This window comes from Pelomonas candidula (assembly GCF_043555985.1).
Lineage (GTDB): Bacteria > Pseudomonadota > Gammaproteobacteria > Burkholderiales > Burkholderiaceae_C > Pelomonas > Pelomonas candidula.
On sequence record NZ_JBIGIC010000006.1, the window covers coordinates 75,855 to 93,125 of the forward strand.

The 17,271-nt window shown below is 67.8% G+C and carries 16 protein-coding genes and 1 riboswitch; of the genes, 2 read left to right on the top strand and 14 right to left on the bottom strand.

Annotated elements, in window-relative coordinates:
* The 13 genes from nusB to ACG04R_RS13650 form a co-directional block, all read right to left on the bottom strand.
* Positions 1-492, bottom strand: coding sequence for a transcription antitermination factor NusB (gene nusB, locus ACG04R_RS13590; protein WP_394411135.1), 492 nt, complete (start codon positions 490-492; stop codon positions 1-3).
* Positions 489-962: a 6,7-dimethyl-8-ribityllumazine synthase gene (gene ribH / locus ACG04R_RS13595; RefSeq protein WP_394411138.1), complete on the bottom strand. Its 474-nt coding sequence runs from the start codon at positions 960-962 to the stop codon at positions 489-491. The genes nusB and ribH overlap by 4 nt, the downstream gene beginning before the upstream one ends.
* A 15-nt stretch (positions 963-977) precedes the next feature.
* Positions 978-2,075 (bottom strand): bifunctional 3,4-dihydroxy-2-butanone-4-phosphate synthase/GTP cyclohydrolase II, encoded by a 1,098-nt coding sequence (gene ribBA, locus ACG04R_RS13600; RefSeq protein WP_394411142.1) that lies wholly within the window; start codon positions 2,073-2,075, stop codon positions 978-980.
* Positions 2,076-2,099: 24 nt separating this feature from the next.
* Positions 2,100-3,131, bottom strand: a complete 1,032-nt coding sequence (ribD, locus tag ACG04R_RS13605) for a bifunctional diaminohydroxyphosphoribosylaminopyrimidine deaminase/5-amino-6-(5-phosphoribosylamino)uracil reductase RibD (RefSeq protein ID WP_394411145.1) — start codon at positions 3,129-3,131, stop codon at positions 2,100-2,102.
* Positions 3,132-3,140: 9 nt separating this feature from the next.
* Entirely contained in the window at positions 3,141-4,439 is a 1,299-nt protein-coding gene (locus ACG04R_RS13610; RefSeq protein WP_394411148.1) for a type IV pilus modification PilV family protein, read from the bottom strand.
* Positions 4,440-4,444: 5 nt separating this feature from the next.
* The gene (locus ACG04R_RS13615) at positions 4,445-5,737 is read right to left on the bottom strand and encodes a pilus assembly PilX family protein (RefSeq protein ID WP_394411151.1); all 1,293 of its coding nucleotides are present in this window, start codon (positions 5,735-5,737) and stop codon (positions 4,445-4,447) included.
* Positions 5,734-6,477 (bottom strand): prepilin-type N-terminal cleavage/methylation domain-containing protein, encoded by a 744-nt coding sequence (locus ACG04R_RS13620; RefSeq protein WP_394411154.1) that lies wholly within the window; start codon positions 6,475-6,477, stop codon positions 5,734-5,736. Before ACG04R_RS13620 ends, ACG04R_RS13615 begins: the two co-directional genes overlap by 4 nt.
* Complete coding sequence (locus ACG04R_RS13625) at positions 6,468-7,049, bottom strand: pilus assembly FimT family protein (protein WP_394411157.1); 582 nt, start codon at positions 7,047-7,049, stop codon at positions 6,468-6,470. The genes ACG04R_RS13620 and ACG04R_RS13625 overlap by 10 nt, the downstream gene beginning before the upstream one ends.
* A 2-nt stretch (positions 7,050-7,051) precedes the next feature.
* The gene (locus ACG04R_RS13630; protein ID WP_394411160.1) at positions 7,052-7,585 is read right to left on the bottom strand and encodes a type IV pilin protein; all 534 of its coding nucleotides are present in this window, start codon (positions 7,583-7,585) and stop codon (positions 7,052-7,054) included.
* An 18-nt stretch (positions 7,586-7,603) separates the two neighbouring features.
* Entirely contained in the window at positions 7,604-8,152 is a 549-nt protein-coding gene (locus tag ACG04R_RS13635; RefSeq protein ID WP_394411163.1) for a GspH/FimT family pseudopilin, read from the bottom strand.
* Between the two features lie 145 nt (positions 8,153-8,297).
* A complete protein-coding gene (gene nrdR / locus ACG04R_RS13640; RefSeq protein WP_268153736.1) occupies positions 8,298-8,741 on the bottom strand; it encodes a transcriptional regulator NrdR in 444 nt (147 codons plus the stop codon).
* A 9-nt stretch (positions 8,742-8,750) separates the two neighbouring features.
* Positions 8,751-10,004 carry a serine hydroxymethyltransferase gene (glyA, locus tag ACG04R_RS13645; protein ID WP_394411168.1) on the bottom strand — a complete coding sequence of 418 codons (1,254 nt, stop codon included), beginning with the start codon at positions 10,002-10,004 and terminating at the stop codon, positions 8,751-8,753.
* A gap of 59 nt (positions 10,005-10,063) precedes the next feature.
* Positions 10,064-10,184, bottom strand: a riboswitch (ZMP/ZTP riboswitch).
* 8 nt (positions 10,185-10,192) lie between these two features.
* The gene (locus tag ACG04R_RS13650) at positions 10,193-11,041 is read right to left on the bottom strand and encodes a lytic transglycosylase domain-containing protein (RefSeq protein WP_394411171.1); all 849 of its coding nucleotides are present in this window, start codon (positions 11,039-11,041) and stop codon (positions 10,193-10,195) included.
* A 220-nt stretch (positions 11,042-11,261) separates the two neighbouring features.
* On the opposite strand from ACG04R_RS13650, the gene ubiD reads away from it, so the two are divergent.
* On the top strand, positions 11,262-12,800 hold the full coding sequence (gene ubiD / locus ACG04R_RS13655; RefSeq protein WP_394411174.1) for a 4-hydroxy-3-polyprenylbenzoate decarboxylase: 1,539 nt from the start codon (positions 11,262-11,264) through the stop codon (positions 12,798-12,800).
* Positions 12,801-12,956: 156 nt separating this feature from the next.
* Here the strand turns inward: ubiD and ACG04R_RS13660 are convergent, their stop codons facing one another.
* Complete coding sequence (locus ACG04R_RS13660) at positions 12,957-13,748, bottom strand: YdcF family protein (RefSeq protein WP_394411177.1); 792 nt, start codon at positions 13,746-13,748, stop codon at positions 12,957-12,959.
* Positions 13,749-13,787: 39 nt separating this feature from the next.
* Here ACG04R_RS13660 and ACG04R_RS13665 point away from each other — a divergent pair, with 39 nt between their 5' ends.
* Positions 13,788-17,261 (top strand): DUF748 domain-containing protein, encoded by a 3,474-nt coding sequence (locus ACG04R_RS13665; RefSeq protein WP_394411180.1) that lies wholly within the window; start codon positions 13,788-13,790, stop codon positions 17,259-17,261.
* Positions 17,262-17,271: the final 10 nt, after the last annotated feature.

The following is a 17,271-nucleotide window of genomic DNA, read 5'->3' on the forward strand; positions in this document are numbered from 1 at the left end:
TCAGCGCTTGGTCGTCACCTCGAGCGGCCGGAGATCGCCGGCCGCACGGTCCAGCACGCCATTGACGTACTTGTGGCCGTCGGTGCCGCCGAAGGACTTGGCCAGCTCGACCGCCTCGTTGATCGCGACGCGATAGGGAATGTCGATGCAGTGCTTGAGCTCGTAGGCACCGATCATCAGGATGCCATGCTCGATGGGCGACAGCTCGGTGGTCTTGCGGTCGACGTGGCGGGCGAGGATGGCGTCCAGGTCGGCCGCCTCGTGTACGCAGCCACCCAGCAGCGCCTCGTAGTGCTTCAGGTCGAGCTTGGCGTAGCCTTCCTGCTCGCGACCCAGCGCGATGATGGCGCCGATGTCCTCGCCGGTCAGCAGCCACTGGTAGAGGCCTTGCAGCGCGGCCTCGCGCGAGCGACGGCGGGCTGACTTGACGGGCGCCTTCTTGCCGGCGGGTTTGTTGGCCGTCTTGGATGCGGTCTTCTGGGGGGCGTTCACTCGATTTCTTTCAGCAGGTTGGCCATCTCGACGGCGACGCGTGCGGCGTCGCGGCCCTTGGGCTCAGCACGGGCCCAGGCCTGGGCTTCGTTTTCGACGGTCAGGATCGCGTTGGCAATCGGGATGCCGTGGTCCAGGCCGACACGGGTCACGGCGGAGCCGCTCTCGTTGGCGACCAGCTCGAAGTGGTAGGTCTCGCCGCGGATGATGCAGCCCAGCGCGATGAGCGCGTCGTAGTCATTCGTTTCGGCCAGCGCCTGCAGCGCCAGCGGCACTTCCAGCGCGCCGGGCACGGTCACATGGCGGATGGCCTCGGCCGGCACGCCCAGCACGGACAGTTCGGCCAGACAGGCGCTGGCCAGCGCGCCGGTGATGGCGTCATTGAAACGCGCCTGGACGATGGCGATGGTCAGTTCGCTGCCATCGAGGGCGCCTTCGAAGCCGGGCAGGCCTTGGTCGGAGTCTTGCATCGCGGATTTCTCGTTTCAGCAGGAGGGGGGAGCGATGAAGCCGGTCACTTCCAGCCCGTAGCCGACCATGCTGGGCATGCGACGCGGGCTGCCCAGCAGCTTCATGTGGTGCACGCCCAGCGCCTTCAGGATCTGGGCGCCGACGCCGTAGGTGCGCAGGTCCATCGCGCTCTTGACCGGCGCGGCGGCGTTCTCGACGCGGGCACGCGCCAGCACGCTAGCCGCGTCCTCGCCGCAGTTGAGCAGCACGACGACGCCGGCGGCGCTGGCCTTCACGGCGGCGAGTGCCGCGGGAAGGCCCCATGAGTGCCCGCAGGAGCCGGCCTCGAGCAGGTCCATCACAGAGAGCGGCTCGTGCACGCGCACGAGGACTTCGTCGGTGGCCACCCAAGCGCCATGGCTCAGCGCAAGGTGCGTGCCACCGGTGCGATCAGTGAAGACGTGGCAGTCGAACTCGCCCTGCGCCGTGTTCAGCCGGCGTTCGGCGACGCGGGTGACCAAGCTTTCGTGGCGGCTGCGGTATTCAATGAGGTCGGCGATGGTGCCGATCTTCAGGCCGTGCTCGGCGGCGAAGACCTCCAGGTCCGGCAGGCGCGCCATCGTGCCGTCGTCCTTCATGATCTCGCAGATCACGGAGGTGGCGGACAGGCCAGCCATGCGGGCCAGGTCGCAGCCGGCCTCGGTATGGCCGGCGCGCATCAGCACGCCGCCGTCCTGCGCCTGCAGCGGGAAGATGTGGCCAGGCTGGACGAGGTCGCTGGCCTTGGCGTCAGGTGCGACGGCAGCCTGCACGGTGCGGGCGCGGTCGGCGGCGGAAATGCCGGTCGTGACGCCGGTGGCGGCCTCGATGGAGACGGTGAAGGCGGTGCCGTGTTGGGCGCCGTTGCGGCGCGTCATCGGCGGCAGCTGCAGGCGCTCGCAGTGCTCGCGTGGCAGCGTCAGGCAGATCAGGCCGCGGCCGTACTTGGCCATGAAGTTGATGGCTTCGGGCGTGACGAGATCCGCCGCCAGCACGAGATCACCTTCGTTCTCACGATCTTCCTCGTCGACGAGGATGACCATGCGGCCAGCGGCCAGTTCGGCGACCAGCTCGGGAATGGGAGAGATGGGCATAACCGAGGATTGTAGGTGGCGACCCTAGGTTGGGCGTAAGCGAAGGCGCAGATCCTGGCCGACGGGTGTGGCTTCGACGAGGCGCCAGCGCGGGGCGTCGCCCAGCTGTGCCAGCGGCGACAGCGCGGCGAGCGGCCGGCCTTCGCCGATCAGCATTGGAGCCTGGTAGACGAGCAGTTCGTCGACGAGGCCGGCGTCGAGAAAAGCGCCCGACAGCGTCGGGCCGGCTTCGACGTGCAGTTCATTGATGCCTTGCCGGCCCAGCTCAGCCAACAGCGCTGGCAGATCGGCGCGGCCAGGGCCGATGGCGCGGGCTTCCCCGGGCTGCTGCAGGATGCGCGCGTCGGCGGGCAGGCGGCCTTGCGGGTCGAGCACGAGGCGCAGCGGCTGCTTGTCGGTCGGCACGAGGCGGACGTCCAGCCGCGGGTCGTCTGCCAGCACGGTGCCGATGCCGGTCAGCACGGCGCCGGCACGCCGGCGCCAGGCATGGCCGTCGGTGCGCGCGGCTTCACCCGTGATCCATTGGCTGCGACCGTCGGGCAGCGCGGTGCGGCCGTCCAGCGAGATGGCCGACTTCAGCCGCACGAACGGCCGGCCGCGCTGCATGCGCGAGAAGAACCCGATGTTGAGTTCGCGGGCTGCGTCGGCCGTTGCGGTATCGGCCAGCTCGACGGCGATGCCGGCGGCACGCAGTCGCGTTAGCCCCTGTCCGGCCACCAGCGGGTTCGGGTCTTCTACGGCGACGACGACGCGGCCGATGCCGGCGGCGATCAGCGCGTCGCAGCATGGCGGCGTGCGACCGTGGTGAGAGCAGGGTTCCAACGTGACGATCGCGGTCGCACCTCGCACGTCGTGGCTGCGCATAGCTGCATCGCGCAGCGCCATGACCTCGGCGTGCGCCTGGCCAGCGGCCTGCGTGTGGCCGGCACCGAGTTCGCGGCCGTCTGGCGCGAGGATGACGCAGCCGACGCGCGGATTGGGGTCGCTGAGGCCAATGGCCTGCGCAGCCAGCGCCAGCGCGCGCTGCAGGGCTGCGGAGATGTCGGGAGCGGGCATCCGCCCAGTCTAGCTAGCGGGCAGCGGGGGCTGGAGCTGGTAGGTCGAATAGTCGACGAAGCGGCTCGCGGTGGTATCGGCTGGCAACAGCGGGCAGGCGGACTTGCCGGGGACGACGAGGAAGTTCTGCCGTGCCAGCGAGTAGGTGACAGCGCGGTAGGTCTCGGGGTGCTCCTCGTTGTCGATGAGGAAGCCAGGGTCGTTGAGGTTGACCACGGGGACGGTCTTGTAGGTGTAGCCGTTGCCGTTGTAGTCGCCGCTGTAGCGGCAGACCTTGTACTGCCCGTCGTCGGTGCCGATGCTCAACCCGCTGATCAGCACCTGTCCCCACCAGTTGCGCTGCGAGTTGGGGTAGACGACGCAGCTGTAGTTCACCATCGTCTGGTTGGGGGTGCTGACCGACGGCGAGTCGTTGAAACATTCGGGGCTCGGCGAATAGTCACTGCCGCCCGGCGCCAGCGATTTGCCATCGGCAGTCTTGAACTGGCTGGCGATCAGCGTCGGGGCGATCGTCAGCGACGGCAACGCGCTGGCTTCGGGATTCGATGGGTCGGGCGTGGCGAGTTGGGAGAAGCGGACCGTGCCGCTCACCAGATAGCCGATCGTGTTGTTGTCGCAGGAGTCCAGGCCGTTGGCGGTCTGCGTGCTCAGCTGGCACCTGCTGGTGATGACACCGGTCACGTTGTTGAAGATCCAGACCCGTGTGCTGTTGATGCTGGGTTGGAAGGCGCTGCTGCCGTTGCCCAGGTCCCTGGCGCCCTGCGGAATGACGGGATTGCGCTTGTCAGGCTGGCGCACGCCGTTGGTGGGAGGGGTGACGCCCAGCGCCAGGCCGTAGACCGGGTCGGTCTGGGAGATGATGGTGTCGAGAAAGATCGACTGGTCCGTGCCCGAGCGGTCCGTCCAGGCCACCGTGACCCTGACGGTCTTGGCCTGAGGTTCCGTCGAATCCTTGACCAGCGGCATCACCTGGCGCGTGATGGAGAACGTGGTGTTGCTGTTGTCCAGCGGCGCGTACCTCGACTCCAACGCGACAACGTCGTGGTCGTAGTCCTTGACGCCCGATGCTGCGTCGGCCGGCTTGTTCAAGATTGAGAAAGACCGCAGCTTGGCCACTTCTGTCTGGGCGATGCGCATGGCGTCGCCGCGCTGCTTGGCAAGGTCGCCGCTGCGGCGCAGGTTCCCCAGCAGGCCAACCAGCGCCACCATGCCGAAGGACATGACGAGCAGAGCCACCAGCGCTTCGATCAGCGTGACGCCACGCTGCGGCCGCTGGTTGCGTGGGGGGTAGGTTCGCAGAAACTTCATGGCCGTCAGTCGCTCCAGCCGCCAGGGATGCGCACATAGCTACCCATGTGATTGCGCAGCAGGTCGGCCACGGACTGCTGGTAGACGACATCCATGGTCCCTGAGGCCGTCATGTCGCCACCAACCAGCACCATGCCGTTGACCAGCGACGACATGGCGCCGGCATTGCTCCAGTTCAGCGTCCCCTTGGCAACCAGCATGCCGTTGATCTGCATGGGACCGCTCAGCGTGACATTGCCGTTGGCGATGATGAGCACGGGGTCCGCCAGACTGCCCAGGGTCATGTTGCTGCTGAGGGTCATGTCTCCCTCGATCCAGAGCATGCGGTGGCCCGCTTTATAGGCTGTATCGATGTCGCTGGTGCAGTCTCCGTCGCAGGTCACGGGGCGCGCGGCTGGATGCGACTTGTAGCGGCTGACGCTGGCGCCCATGAACATCTTGAACACGTCTTCAGCCGTCGCACCGTTCAAGGTGGCGTCATTCTCCAGAACGACCTGGCTGGGGGCCGTTCCGGGCACACTTTCGAGCCGGCTGCTGGCCTTGTCGGGCCATGTGCCTCCCAGCGTCGCCAGCAGCCCGGATGTGCGCGCATCGCTGTTGTGCAGTCCGAGGTTGGCGCCGGCGGATTGCAGATTGCCGCCGACAGTCAGCGCCGAAGCGGGCGGGTTGCGCACGGCACTCACGAGCCCCAGCTGAACGGTCAGCACAATTCGAGCCAGCTGGTTGTTGCTGATGGAGGCCCATGTAGTCATGCCGGTGTTGCAGCGATCGACCACGGCGTCCGTGCAGCCCGTTACCTGTAAAGGCACCGTGCCGCCGCGACTGCTGTGGCCGAAAGCGACGCCAAAGCTGGGTGTGAAGCCGGTGGCGTTCGTCCCTGGTTGCGTCGTGTGTACGGCATTGGATGCCGGGCAACGGCAGGCCCAGCCGTCGCTGGCAACGTCGCGTGCGCAATCGATGATGCCCCGGCTCTCCGTCGATATTGAGGAGATGCTGCGATCAGCGGCGCTGACCATCAGGTACTTGTCGGCGAACCGCTGCCCCCCGCTGGTGACAGGTTTGCAGGCGCTATCCACGGCGTTGCCATTGAGCTGGGCCAGTGTCCACTCGACACCTGCTTCCGCGGCTTCCTGAGACAGGCTGGCGCGGTAGTAGCTGCTCGCCATGCGTTGTTCGAACAGCAGGCTGCGGTTGGCGTAAGCCGCCAGCAACGCCATGACGAGAAACAACACCATCACGATGATCAGCGTCGCGGCCCCCTGCTGGCCTGCGGGCAATGGGCGGGTGATCGATTTCATGCCGGGCACGCCCCGATGATCTGGTCGGCCCGCAGGCGCTCGAATCCCGAGAGCGTGCGCTTGACGTTGCTGTCGTGGGCCGCCTCGGCAACGATCGTGAAGCTGACCTCGCGCACCACATGCTTGGGGCAGTCCGAGGCGCCGGCTGTTGGAGGGTTGCAGGGCTTGTCGCAGAAGTCGCCGACGCTGGTGGACTGCGAGTCATCGACGTCGATGGTGAAGTCAGTGATCTTGACGCTGTCGGGGTCAGTGATCGGCTGCCAGTTGGGCTGGCCAGCGGTCAGGCCGATCATGAGGTAAAGCACCTTGCTGGATTTGTCCCACTTGAAGCCGAAATGTTCGGCGTCGCGAAGCGTACCGGTGGGGCTGTAGGTTGCACGGGCATATTGATAGGTCAACGACCGAACTGCGTCGCTGTCCGTCTTGACCATGTCCAGGAACTGGTTGGGGGTCGCCATCGCCGCGGGTTGCTCGCCCAGCGTTCCGACCGCCGACGGCGGAGCCCAGACGCCCAGTGCGGCGTTGCCGCGGAAGCCGGCTCGCCTCAGGTCCTGCTGCAGCAGATCGGCCGCCGTGCGCAGATCCTGCTGGATCTGGGTTTCCAGCATCAGCCGCCGATGCTCGTTGATCTGGTTGACGGCCACGATAGAAGCGCCGGCCGCGACGATGAGGCCAACGGTGATGCCCACCATCAACTCGACAAGACCCAAGCCGCGCTGGCGCCGAATTGTCAGCCGCATGTTGGAAACCCGCTGATGGTGCCCCCGGGTGAGCAGATGCGCACACGGCCGGCATTGTTGTACTGGACGGCAAGCTGCGCGCCCGTTCGCGCGCCGGTCACGGTGACAGCCAGGTTCTGTACATCGGTCAAATGCTTCTGCCGAAGGAAGCTGACCACGCCGATCGTTCCCTGCCAGGTGGCGCTGGCGGCGAAACTCACCGAGTTGCTTCGTGGCAGCAACAACTGACGCAACACGACCCCGTCGCCGACCGGGCATGCCTTGGCGTAACTGCATCTACAGTTGTCGTTCGTGCCCGTGCTGAGACGGATGCAACTGCCAAAGTCAGCGATTCCCGACGGCACGGCCTCGACGTGGATGTTCAGCATCTGGTCAACGACGTTGGCTTCCGAACGCGCGTACGTAAAGATGTCAGCGATCTCGCCAGCCGTGGCGATGACGCGGCGGCGCTCCATGAAGCTGGTCATTGAAGGGACTGCCACTGCGAGGATGACCCCGAGCACAGCCACGCCGATGAGCATCTCGACCAGCGTGACGCCGGCGCGCGAACGAGAGGCGGCAAGGTGCTTCATCGTCAGCGTGGCCAGCAGACGGTGGAGGTGTCGCGGTTGTCCGAGCCGGTCGCCAAATAACTGAAGACCGAACCCTCCAGCTTGATGCTCAACGTGGCGCAGTCCTTGGCATCTGCCGCCTGCGCGCTGCCGGTCTTGGGCGCTACCGTGACCTGATAGCCGGTTGCCGAGGCGGCCAGCGCAGGTTGCGCGAAGTCGTAATAGTTGGAGCCGGTGGAGTTGATGTTCAACACATCAAGCGTGCTGGCGTAGGCCGCGTTATTGGAGCGATATCGCTCCTGAGCCTGCACAACCGATGTCAGCACGGCGACCGCGTCGGCGCGGCGACTGCGCTGGAGGAAGGACAGCAGGGACGGGTAGGCGATTGAAGCCAGGATGCCGGCGATCACGACGGCGATCATCAGCTCCATGAGCGTGAATCCCCTGATATGGCTTTGAGTCGTGGATCGCATTGCGGTCGAATTTTGAGTGGGCGCGCTCTGACGAAAAGTTACAACAATGCCGTTCGTCGCTTTGCGCCTACCGCTGGTCGCCATCCACCACGAACAAGGGGATCAGGCGCACTTGCTCATGCCGGAAAGCTTGACACCGGTGGAGCAATTCCGCACCCGGCCGGTGATGGCCACGACCTGGCGGATGCCGGCGCCGCTGTCGAGATTCAGCTCGATGCTGCCGGTCTGGGTGACGAGCCCCTGGCGGTGCTGGAACTGCAGCGTCTCGGCGTTGCTGCGCAGGCGCATCTGCTTGCCGGCCGGCAGCCATTCGGCCTTGATGATGTTGCTGCTCGGCACCTTGCAGACGGCCTGGCCACCGGCGCAGTCGCAGTCGTTGGCGGCGCCGGTGTGCAGCACGTAGCAGGATTCGGCACCCTTGCGGCTGATGCGGAAGTGGACCGACTCGCCCAGCCGCGCTGCCTCGCTGCGGGCAAAGCGCAGGTCGCTCGCCAGGGCCTCGGAGGTGGCGCGCAGCGTACGCTCCTGGCGCATCTTGCCGAGGCTGGGAATAGCCTGGCTCAGCAGGGCGGCCCCGATGCCGACGCAGACGCACAGTTCGACGAGCGTGAAGCCGAGGTTGCGACGGCGGCTGGTGGCGGTACGGTTCATGAAGGCTCCCTGCGGTTCGTTGGCGATGAACGAACTCTAGGAAGCGGGCCGCCGTAGGTCTCTCCCCCTTAGGGCGGAGCGAAGGGGGATGAGGAGGGGCGCATCCCCCGGGCCTCCCCCTGAAGAGGGATAGGGAAACCCCGGATCAGATCTCGCGGATCAGCTGGCGGAACTCGTCGACGTCCTCGAAGCTGCGATAGACGGACGCAAAGCGAACGTAGGCGACCTTGTCGATGCGCTTGAGCTCGCGCATGACCAGCTCACCCAGCCGCGTCGACGCGATCTCGCGCGCGCCGCTGGCGAGCAGTTTCTCCTCGATGCGGTTGATGGCCGCGTCGATCTGCTCGACGCTGACCGGCCGCTTGCGCAGCGCCAGCTGCATGGAGGCGCGCAGTTTGGTGGCATCGAAGTCGGCGCGCCGTCCGTCCTTCTTGACGACCGAGGGCAGGGCGATGTCGGCCCGCTCATAGGTCGTGAAGCGCTTGTCGCAGGACAGGCAGCGGCGCCGGCGCCGGACGACGTCGCCCTCGTCCGATTCCCGGGTCTCGGCGACCTGGGTCTCGGTGTGAGAGCAGAACGGGCAGCGCATCGGCCTGAATCAACCGCGGTAGACCGGGAAGGCGGCCGTCAGCGCAGCGACCTTCTCGCGCACGGCGGCCAGGTTGGCCTCGTCGTGCGGCTTGTCCAGCACGTCGGCGATCAGGTGAGCCGTGGCGCGGACCTGTTCTTCCTTGAAGCCACGCGTCGTCATGGCCGGCGTGCCCAGGCGGATGCCGCTGGTGACCATGGGCTTCTGCGGGTCGTTGGGAATGCCGTTCTTGTTACAGGTCATGTGGGCGGCGCCCAGGATGGCCTCGGCTTCTTTGCCGGTCAGGTTCTTGGGGCGCAGGTCCACAAGCATGACGTGGCTTTCGGTGCCGCCCGAGACGATGCGCAGGCCGCGCTCGATCAGCGTCTCGGCCAGCACCTTGGCGTTCTTGACGACCTGTTCCTGGTAGGCCTTGAACTCGGGCGTCAGCGCCTCTTTGAAGGCCACTGCCTTGCCGGCGATGACGTGCATCAGCGGGCCGCCCTGGATGCCGGGGAAGATGGCCGAGTTGATCTTCTTGGCGATGTCTTCCTTGTTCGTCAGGATGATGCCGCCGCGTGGGCCGCGCAGGCTCTTGTGCGTGGTGGACGTGACGACGTCGGCGTGGGGCAGGGGGTTGGGGTAGACGCCCGCGGCGATCAGGCCGGCGTAGTGGGCCATGTCGACCATGAAGTAGGCGCCGATCTCCTTGGCGATCCTGCCGAAGCGCTCGAAGTCGATGCGCAGCGAGTAGGCGGATGCGCCGGCGATGATGAGCTTGGGCTTCTTCTCGCGGGCCAGGGCTTCCATCGCGTCGTAGTCGATGGCCTCGTTGGCGTCCAGGCCGTAGCTGATGACGTTGAACCACTTGCCGCTCATGTTCAGCGACATGCCGTGCGTCAGGTGGCCACCTTCGGCCAGGCTCATGCCCATGATCGTGTCGCCCGGCTGCAGCAGCGCGAAGAACACGCCCTGGTTGGCCTGCGAGCCGCTGTTGGGCTGCACGTTGGCGAATTCGGCGCCGAACAGTTGCTTCACGCGGTCGATGGCCAGTTGCTCGGCGACATCAACGTACTCACAGCCACCGTAGTAGCGCTTGCCGGGATAGCCCTCGGCGTACTTGTTGGTCAGCTGGCTGCCCTGGGCTTCCATGACGGCCGGCGAGGTGTAGTTCTCGCTGGCAATCAGCTCGATATGGTCCTCCTGGCGACGCGTCTCGTTCTGGACGGCGGTCCAGAGTTCGGGGTCGACCAGGGCGAGGGTGGAGGTGGTGCGGTCAAACATGGCTCGTGTTCCGAAGGTCAGGCGGTAAATCCCGGGCGCTCACGAGCTGGCGTGACGAACCGGGCTGCCCAGGCGAACGGCTGAAAGCGGGGAGACATCGATCTCGACCGCCTCACGCTCCCCGGTGGTGGCCCACCTCGGGTCAGCTTGTGACCCTGATCGCCAGTCGCGTGAGCCGCCAGTGTAAGTCAGCGGAGCAGGGCCACCTGCGCAGATTCACCGCCGACGGGCGCCGAGGCCACTTCCCGTTGCGGGCGGACTGCAGTGCCGGCCGGCACCGCGCGACCGGCAGCGACGGCTTTCAGCAGATCCTGCTCGGCCAGCACGCGGTTGGCGTAGCCGGAGTCCTCCGCGAGGTTGGCGGCGCCGACGTAGTAGCGCAGGCCTTCCTCCAGGCTGCCGGCACGCTGGATGCATTCCTTCAGCACCTGGACGCCGACACGCAGGTTGGTCACCGGGTCGAATGCGGCGAGCGTGCCGCCGAAGGCTTCGTACTTGTCGTCATGGACGCGGGTCATCACCTGCATGAGCCCCTGAGCGCCGACATTGCTCTGGGCGAAAGGGTTGAAGCGCGACTCGATGGCCATGACGGCCAGGATCAGCGTCGGTTCCACCTTGGCGCGGTTGCCAACGGCCCAGGCTTCTTGCACCAGGCGGCTGATAGGTTCGGGCGCCACGCTGTAGCGGCGCGCCAGCCACAGCGCCACGGCCGCCTGCTGGCGACTGAGTTCCTTGGGGTCGGTGGCCGTCGCACGGGCGATGGCATCGGGCTCGGCAGCAGCCAGCAGCGTGTTGCCCTCAGCCTCGGCACGGGCTTCGTGGCGGGCGTTCAACCAGCCCAGCGCCGCTGTCTCCAACTGGGCGCGCAAGGCCGCCTGGCTGGTGAAGACCAGCAGCACCGACACCACCGCCAGCCCGACCAGGGCCAGCGTGTTGTGGCTGACCACGAGCAGACCGTTGCCGATGTCCCGGATGAACAGCGACGCCGAATCCCGCGTGAGGCGAGCCAGGCTGATGATGTCTTGACGTGTCGTCATGCGACTCCTTGGTGTCGCAGCCCGCCACAGGCTGCCGCAGGCGCGGCGGTCCGGGTGGAGCGACGGTGATAATTTCTGGCCGTCATTGCGAGGTCCGTGGCGTCTGCTCGCCCGGTGGACCCGGCCAGTTGGGCTTCCGTAGAAACCCGAAGCGGGCGGATTTTAGGGTTTGAAGATAACCCGTCAAGGCTATTTTGGCCGATCAAAACTACTTTTAGTTATGAAATACAGCGACCTGCGGGACTTCATTGCCGGCTTGGAAGGCCTCGGCGAGCTCAAGCGTGTCCGTGAAAAAGTCTCGCCCGTGCTGGAGATGACGGCTCTCAGCGACCGCGTGCTGCGGGCTGGCGGGCCGGCGCTGCTGTTCGAGGCGCCGGAGGGCTATTCCACCCCGGCCTTGACCAATCTTTTCGGGACAACGCGTCGCGTCGCACTCGGCATGGGCGCTGAGTCTCTGGCCGATTTGAGGGATGTGGGCCGGGTGCTGGCCAGCCTCAAGGAACCCGAGCCGCCCAAGAGCCTGAAGGACGCCGGCAAGCTGCTGCAGATGGCCAAGGCGCTGTGGGACATGAAACCCGCCGTGCAGCGGCGCGCGGCCTGCCAGGAGGAGGTGTTCGAGGGCGCCGACATCGACCTCGGCCGCCTGCCCATCCAGAAATGCTGGCCGGACGACGCTTCCCCCCTGATCACGTGGGGTCTGGTCATCACCCGGGGCCCGACGCGCACGCGCCAGAACCTGGGCATCTACCGCCAGCAACTGATCGGCCCGCGCCAGGTCATCATGCGCTGGCTGGCCCACCGGGGGGGGGCGCTGGATTTCCGCGACTTCGCGCTGGCGAATCCCGGCCAGCCGTTTCCCATCGCCGTCGCGCTGGGCGCCGACCCGGCGACCATCCTCGGCGCCGTGACGCCGGTGCCGGACAGCCTGTCCGAATATCAGTTCGCCGGTCTGCTGCGCGGCTCGCGGACGGAACTGGTCAACACCGGTGTCAGCAAGGATCAGCCGCTGCAGGCGCCGGCCTCGGCTGAGATCGTGCTGGAAGGTCACATCCCCGCGGCGCCCGCCGGCTTCACCGGCGTCAGCGCCCACGGCGTGCCGCTGAAGGAGAAAGGCGGCTACCTGCACGCGCTGGAGGGCCCATTCGGGGACCACACCGGCTATTACAACGAGCAGGACTGGTTCCCCGTCTTCGAGATCACGCGCCAGACCCAGCGCGCCAACCCGATCTACCACTCCACCTACACCGGCAAGCCGCCCGACGAGCCGGCCATCCTGGGCGTGGCGCTGAACGAAGTCTTCGTGCCCATCCTGCAGAAGCAGTTCCCGGAGATCGTCGACTTCTACCTGCCGCCGGAGGGCTGCAGCTACCGGATGGCGGTCGTTTCCATCAAGAAGTCCTACCCCGGCCACGCCAAGCGGCTGATGTTCGGCATCTGGAGCTTCCTGCGCCAGTTCATGTACACGAAGTTCATCGTGGTCGTGGACGACGACATCGACACGCGCAACTGGCAGGAAGTGATCTGGGCCATCACGACGCGCATGGACCCGGTGCGGGACACGACGCTGGTGGACAACACGCCCATCGACTACCTCGACTTCGCGTCGCCCGTCAGCGGCCTGGGCGGCAAGATGGGGCTGGACGCGACCAACAAGTGGCCCGGCGAGACCGACCGCGAATGGGGCCGCGGCATCACGCTGCCGCCCGAGGTCACGGCCCGCGCTGAAGCGCTATTCGGGCAACTCTTCTTGAAGGCCTGAGAGCGCTCGCCTATCGTTGAATTGCCTTTTCAGGCACAACCTCTGGCGCAATCCCTTGCGCGCCAGGAGCCCGGCGGCAGATACCCGCTGAGCCCCAAGGTGGCCTCGCCACCCACCCCGCCCGGCCGTTCAAGCCCGGCGGGGTTTCTATTTTTACTAGCGCCCGGCCCACCAGGCCAGCGTCTCGTAGACGACGTAGCGCACGCGCTCGAACCCGCCCGTCGACGGGCACCAGTCGTCAAAGCTGATCGCGCCCTCCGGGCGCAGCCCCACCGGCGCCGGGCGCACGCTGATGCCCAGCGGCACGGCTTCGGCCTCGAAGGCCCGCATCGCCCGGCCCATGTGCTCCTCGTGGGTCACGAGCAGGATGTGCCTGACGCCGGCCTTGGCCAGCAGCGGCAGCGTGTTGGCAGCGTTCTCCCGCGTGTCCCGCGACTGCCCCTCGGCCCAGCGCAGCGGCATGCCGTAGTCCGTGGCAACCACGCGGGCAACGATGCTGGCCTCGGACTGGTGCAGGTCGGTGGCCGTCCAGCCGATTCCTCCTGAAAACCCCAGCGGCCAGCCGCTGCGCCGGGCCAGCCACACGCCATAGGCCAGCCGCTCGCCGGTGATCTCGTTGGCGCGCGCATAGCCGAACTCGGGGACCTGGCGGCGCACGCCGCCGCCCAGCACCAGCACGGCGCCATCGCCTTGGCCGCGCAAGGCGTCGACCTCGGCCGGCTTCAGCAGCGGCGGCTGGCCGGCTGCCCGGCTCAGCCATTCGCCCGCCACCTCCGTGGCCGACAGCCACACCAGCGCCAGCGCCATACCCAGCATCCAGCCGCCGCCGCGCCGTCCTCGCTTCAGGCGCCAGCCGCCCCAGGCGGCCAGCAACAGCATGGGTGCCGGCGGCAGCATGGCCGCGAGCAGCAGGGTCTTGAATCCGGAGTAGTCAAAGGCGAGGCTCACGCTTGCATCATCGTCGACATCAATAATGCATCCGCTGTGATGACCTCTTCCCGCTCCCCCGTTCGCATCGCCCTTTGGACCCTCGTGGGTCTATCGGCGCTGATTTCCCTGTTGCTGCTGATCGTGACCCTGGCCCTGCCAGGCTGGGTCGCCGACCGCGGCGTGGCGCTGGCCAGCGAGGCGCTGGGTCGGCCGGTCAAGGTCGGGCAGGCGCATTTCCAGCCCTGGCGCTTGGCCGTGGTCGTGGACGACCTGAGCATCGGCAGCCCTGCGGCCGGCCAGCCGCCGCTGTTCACGCTCGGCAGGCTGGACGCGGCCTTGTCGCTGCGTTCGCTGTTGCGCGGCCACGCCGTCGTCGAATCACTGACGCTGACCAAGCCCGAACTGCGGCTGGCACGCGTATCGGAAGGCCACTACGACATCGACGACCTGCTGCAGCGCTTCGCCGCCAAGCCGGGCGCACCCGAGGGCGAAAGCCCCGAGTTCGCCGTCTACAACATCGAGCTGACCGAGGGCCGCCTGCTGTTCGACGACCGGCCCGTGCAGCGCAAGCACGAGCTCGCCGCGCTGCACCTGGCCCTGCCGTTCGTGTCGACGCTGGAAGCCGACGTCAAGGTCAAGGTGCTGCCCCACCTGAGCGGCAAGCTCGACGGCGTCGCCTTCGACAGCCGCGCCGAGGCGCTGCCCTTCGAGGACGATGCCAGCGGCCGGCTGTCGTTCAAGCTGGCTGGCCTGGACCTGGCGCCGCTGGCGGCCTATCTGCCCGCGAGCCTGCCGCTGCGGCTTGCCGGCGGCACGCTGGATGTCGACCTGGCGCTGGACTTTGCCGAGCAGCCCAAGCAGCCGCCCGGCGTCAAGCTCAGCGGCGGCTTGCAGCTGCATGAGCTGTCGCTGACCCAGCCCGACGGCCAGCCACTGTTCAATCTCAAGCGTCTGAGCCTGCCGCTGGCCGACGTGCAACCGTTGCGCCGCCAGCTGAGCTTTGGCCTCATCCAGCTTGAGGAGCCCAGCGCCTGGCTGCGGCCGCTGCCGGCGTCCGGGCAGGGCAGCAATGGTGGCGGGGCTGCAGCGCCTTGGCAGGTCAACCTCGCCGGCGTCGAGGTGACGGACGGCCGCTTGTCGGCCCGAGAGCTTGGGCTGGAAGCCATCCAGCTCAAGCTCGGCCCCGCGGCCTGGCCGCTGAAGGGGGCGGCCCAGCTGGACGCCAGCCTGCGCCTGGCTGAAAACGGGGGGGCGCTGAGCACGCAGGCCAAGCTGTCGCCGGACGCACTGGACGCCCAGGCCGACCTGCAGGGCCTGGCCGTCGAGCGCCTGTCCGCCTGGCTGCCGCTGCCCGGCGGAGCCAGGCTCGCCGCCAGCCTGTCTGGCAAGGCCGAGCTCCGCGTGAAGGACCCGCTGGCCAGCGGCGCCGCCGACCGCGCGAAGCTGACGCTGCGGGAGCTGCAGGTCAGCGACGGCAAGCTGAGCCTGGCCGCCAAGCCGGTGCTGACGCTGGCTGGCGCCCAGCTTGACCAGGCCGACGTCGACCCCGCCGCCCGCACGCTCCGTCTGAGCGTGCTCAAGCTCGACACGCCGCGCGCCCAGCTGGCCCGCGCCGGCGATGGCAGGCTCAACATCGACGCACTGCGGTCGCCTGAGACCCCGGCATCGACCGCCGCCCCAACCTGGAAGATCCAGCTCGCCGGCCTGCAGGTCGACCGCGGCGGCCTGCGCTGGCGCGACGCCGCCGTGCCCGCCGGTGTGGCGCCGGTTGCGCTGGCCGTCGAGCCGCTGAAGCTGCAGCTCGGCGCGCTCGCCTGGCCGGCCACGGCGCCGGTGCAGGCCCAGATGACGATGCAGCTCGCCGCGCTGGGCGCCAACGACCAGCCCGTGCCGGCCAGTGCCGGCAGCCTGCAGTGGACGGGCCGCGTGGGCCTGGCGCCGTTGTCGGCCACCGGCAACCTGCAGGCGCAGGCATTGCCGCTGCAACTGCTGAACGCCTACCTCGACCCCGCCTGGGGATTGCATCTGCAGCGCGCCGAGCTGGGGCTGAAGGCCGAGCTGAACACCAGCCAGCAGGCCGACGGTGCCTGGCAGGCCACGCTGGGCGGCGATGTGCGCGTGGGGCCGCTGGCGCTGCTGCAGACCCGTGTCGTCGACGGCCAGCGCGTTGTCGGCGAAGACCTGCTGAGCTGGCAGGCGCTGCAGCTTGCCGGCCTCAAGGTTGCGCTGGCACCCGGCGCGCCGCCGCGCATGAGCGCGAAAGAGGCGGCGCTGGATGACGCCTACGCCCGCCTCATCGTCAACGAGCAGGGGCGCTTCAATCTGCGTGACATCGGGCCGGCCGAGGCCGCATCCGCGGCAGCCGCAGCGGCGTCAGCACCCGCGCCGGCGGCCTCGGCGCCACAGCCCGAGTTCGCCGTGGAGAGCATCCGCGTCAACCGCGGCACGGTGGACTTCAACGACCACTTCGTGAAGCCCAACTACAGCGCCCGGCTGACCGACCTGCAAGGCTCGCTCGGCGCCTTCTCGTCCGTCGGCACCGCGATGGCGCCGCTGACCGTGCGCGGCAAGGTCGCCGGCACGGGCCTGCTGGAGATCGACGGCCAGCTCAAGCCCGGCGCGCCGCTGGCCATGGACGTGCAGGCCAACGCGACCGACATCGAGCTGGCGCCCCTGTCCACCTACGCAGGCAAGTACGCCGGCTATGCGATCGAGCGCGGCAAGCTGTCGGCCAAGCTGAACTACAAGGTCGAGCCCGGCGGCCAGCTGGTGGCCAGCAACCAGATCATCCTGAACCAGCTGACCTTCGGCGACCGCGTCGAAAGCCCGGACGCGACCAGCCTGCCGGTGCGCTTTGCCGTCGCGCTGCTGAAGGACCGTAACGGCGTCATCGACGTGAACCTGCCGGTCAGCGGCTCGCTGAACGACCCCGAGTTCAGCGTCGGCGGCCTGGTCTGGAAGCTGTTCCTGAACCTGATCGGCAAGGCGCTGACGTCGCCGTTCTCGCTGTTCACCGGCAGCGATTCACCCGAGGAGGCGCAGATCGCCTTCGCACCCGGCACTGCCGAGCTGGCCGCGACCGACAAGCTCGATCGCCTCGCGAAGACGCTGGCCGACAAGCCCGGTGTGCAGCTGACGCTGACCGGCTGGGCCGACGCCGAGACCGAGGTGCCCGCCGTGCGCGAGCTGCGCCTGGCCGCGGCGCTGAAGGCCGAGAACGCTGCCACGCCCGATGCCGCGCTGAAGCGCCTCTACGCCGCCACCAAGTTGCCCAACAAACCTCGCAACGTGCTGGGCCTCGCCAAGGATCTGCCGCCAGCCGAGATGCGCGGCCTGCTGATGGCCAGCTACGACGTGGACGACGAGGCCCTGCGCCAGCTCGCCGTGGCGCGCGCCGTGGCCGTGCGCGACGCGTTGCTGGCCCGCGGGGCGCCCAACGCCCGCGTGTTCCTTGCTGCCCCCAAGCTTTGCAACGGGGCTTGCGAGAGCGGTTGGCGCCCCCACGTCGAGCTGTCCCTCGGCGCCCAATGAAAGTCAACCC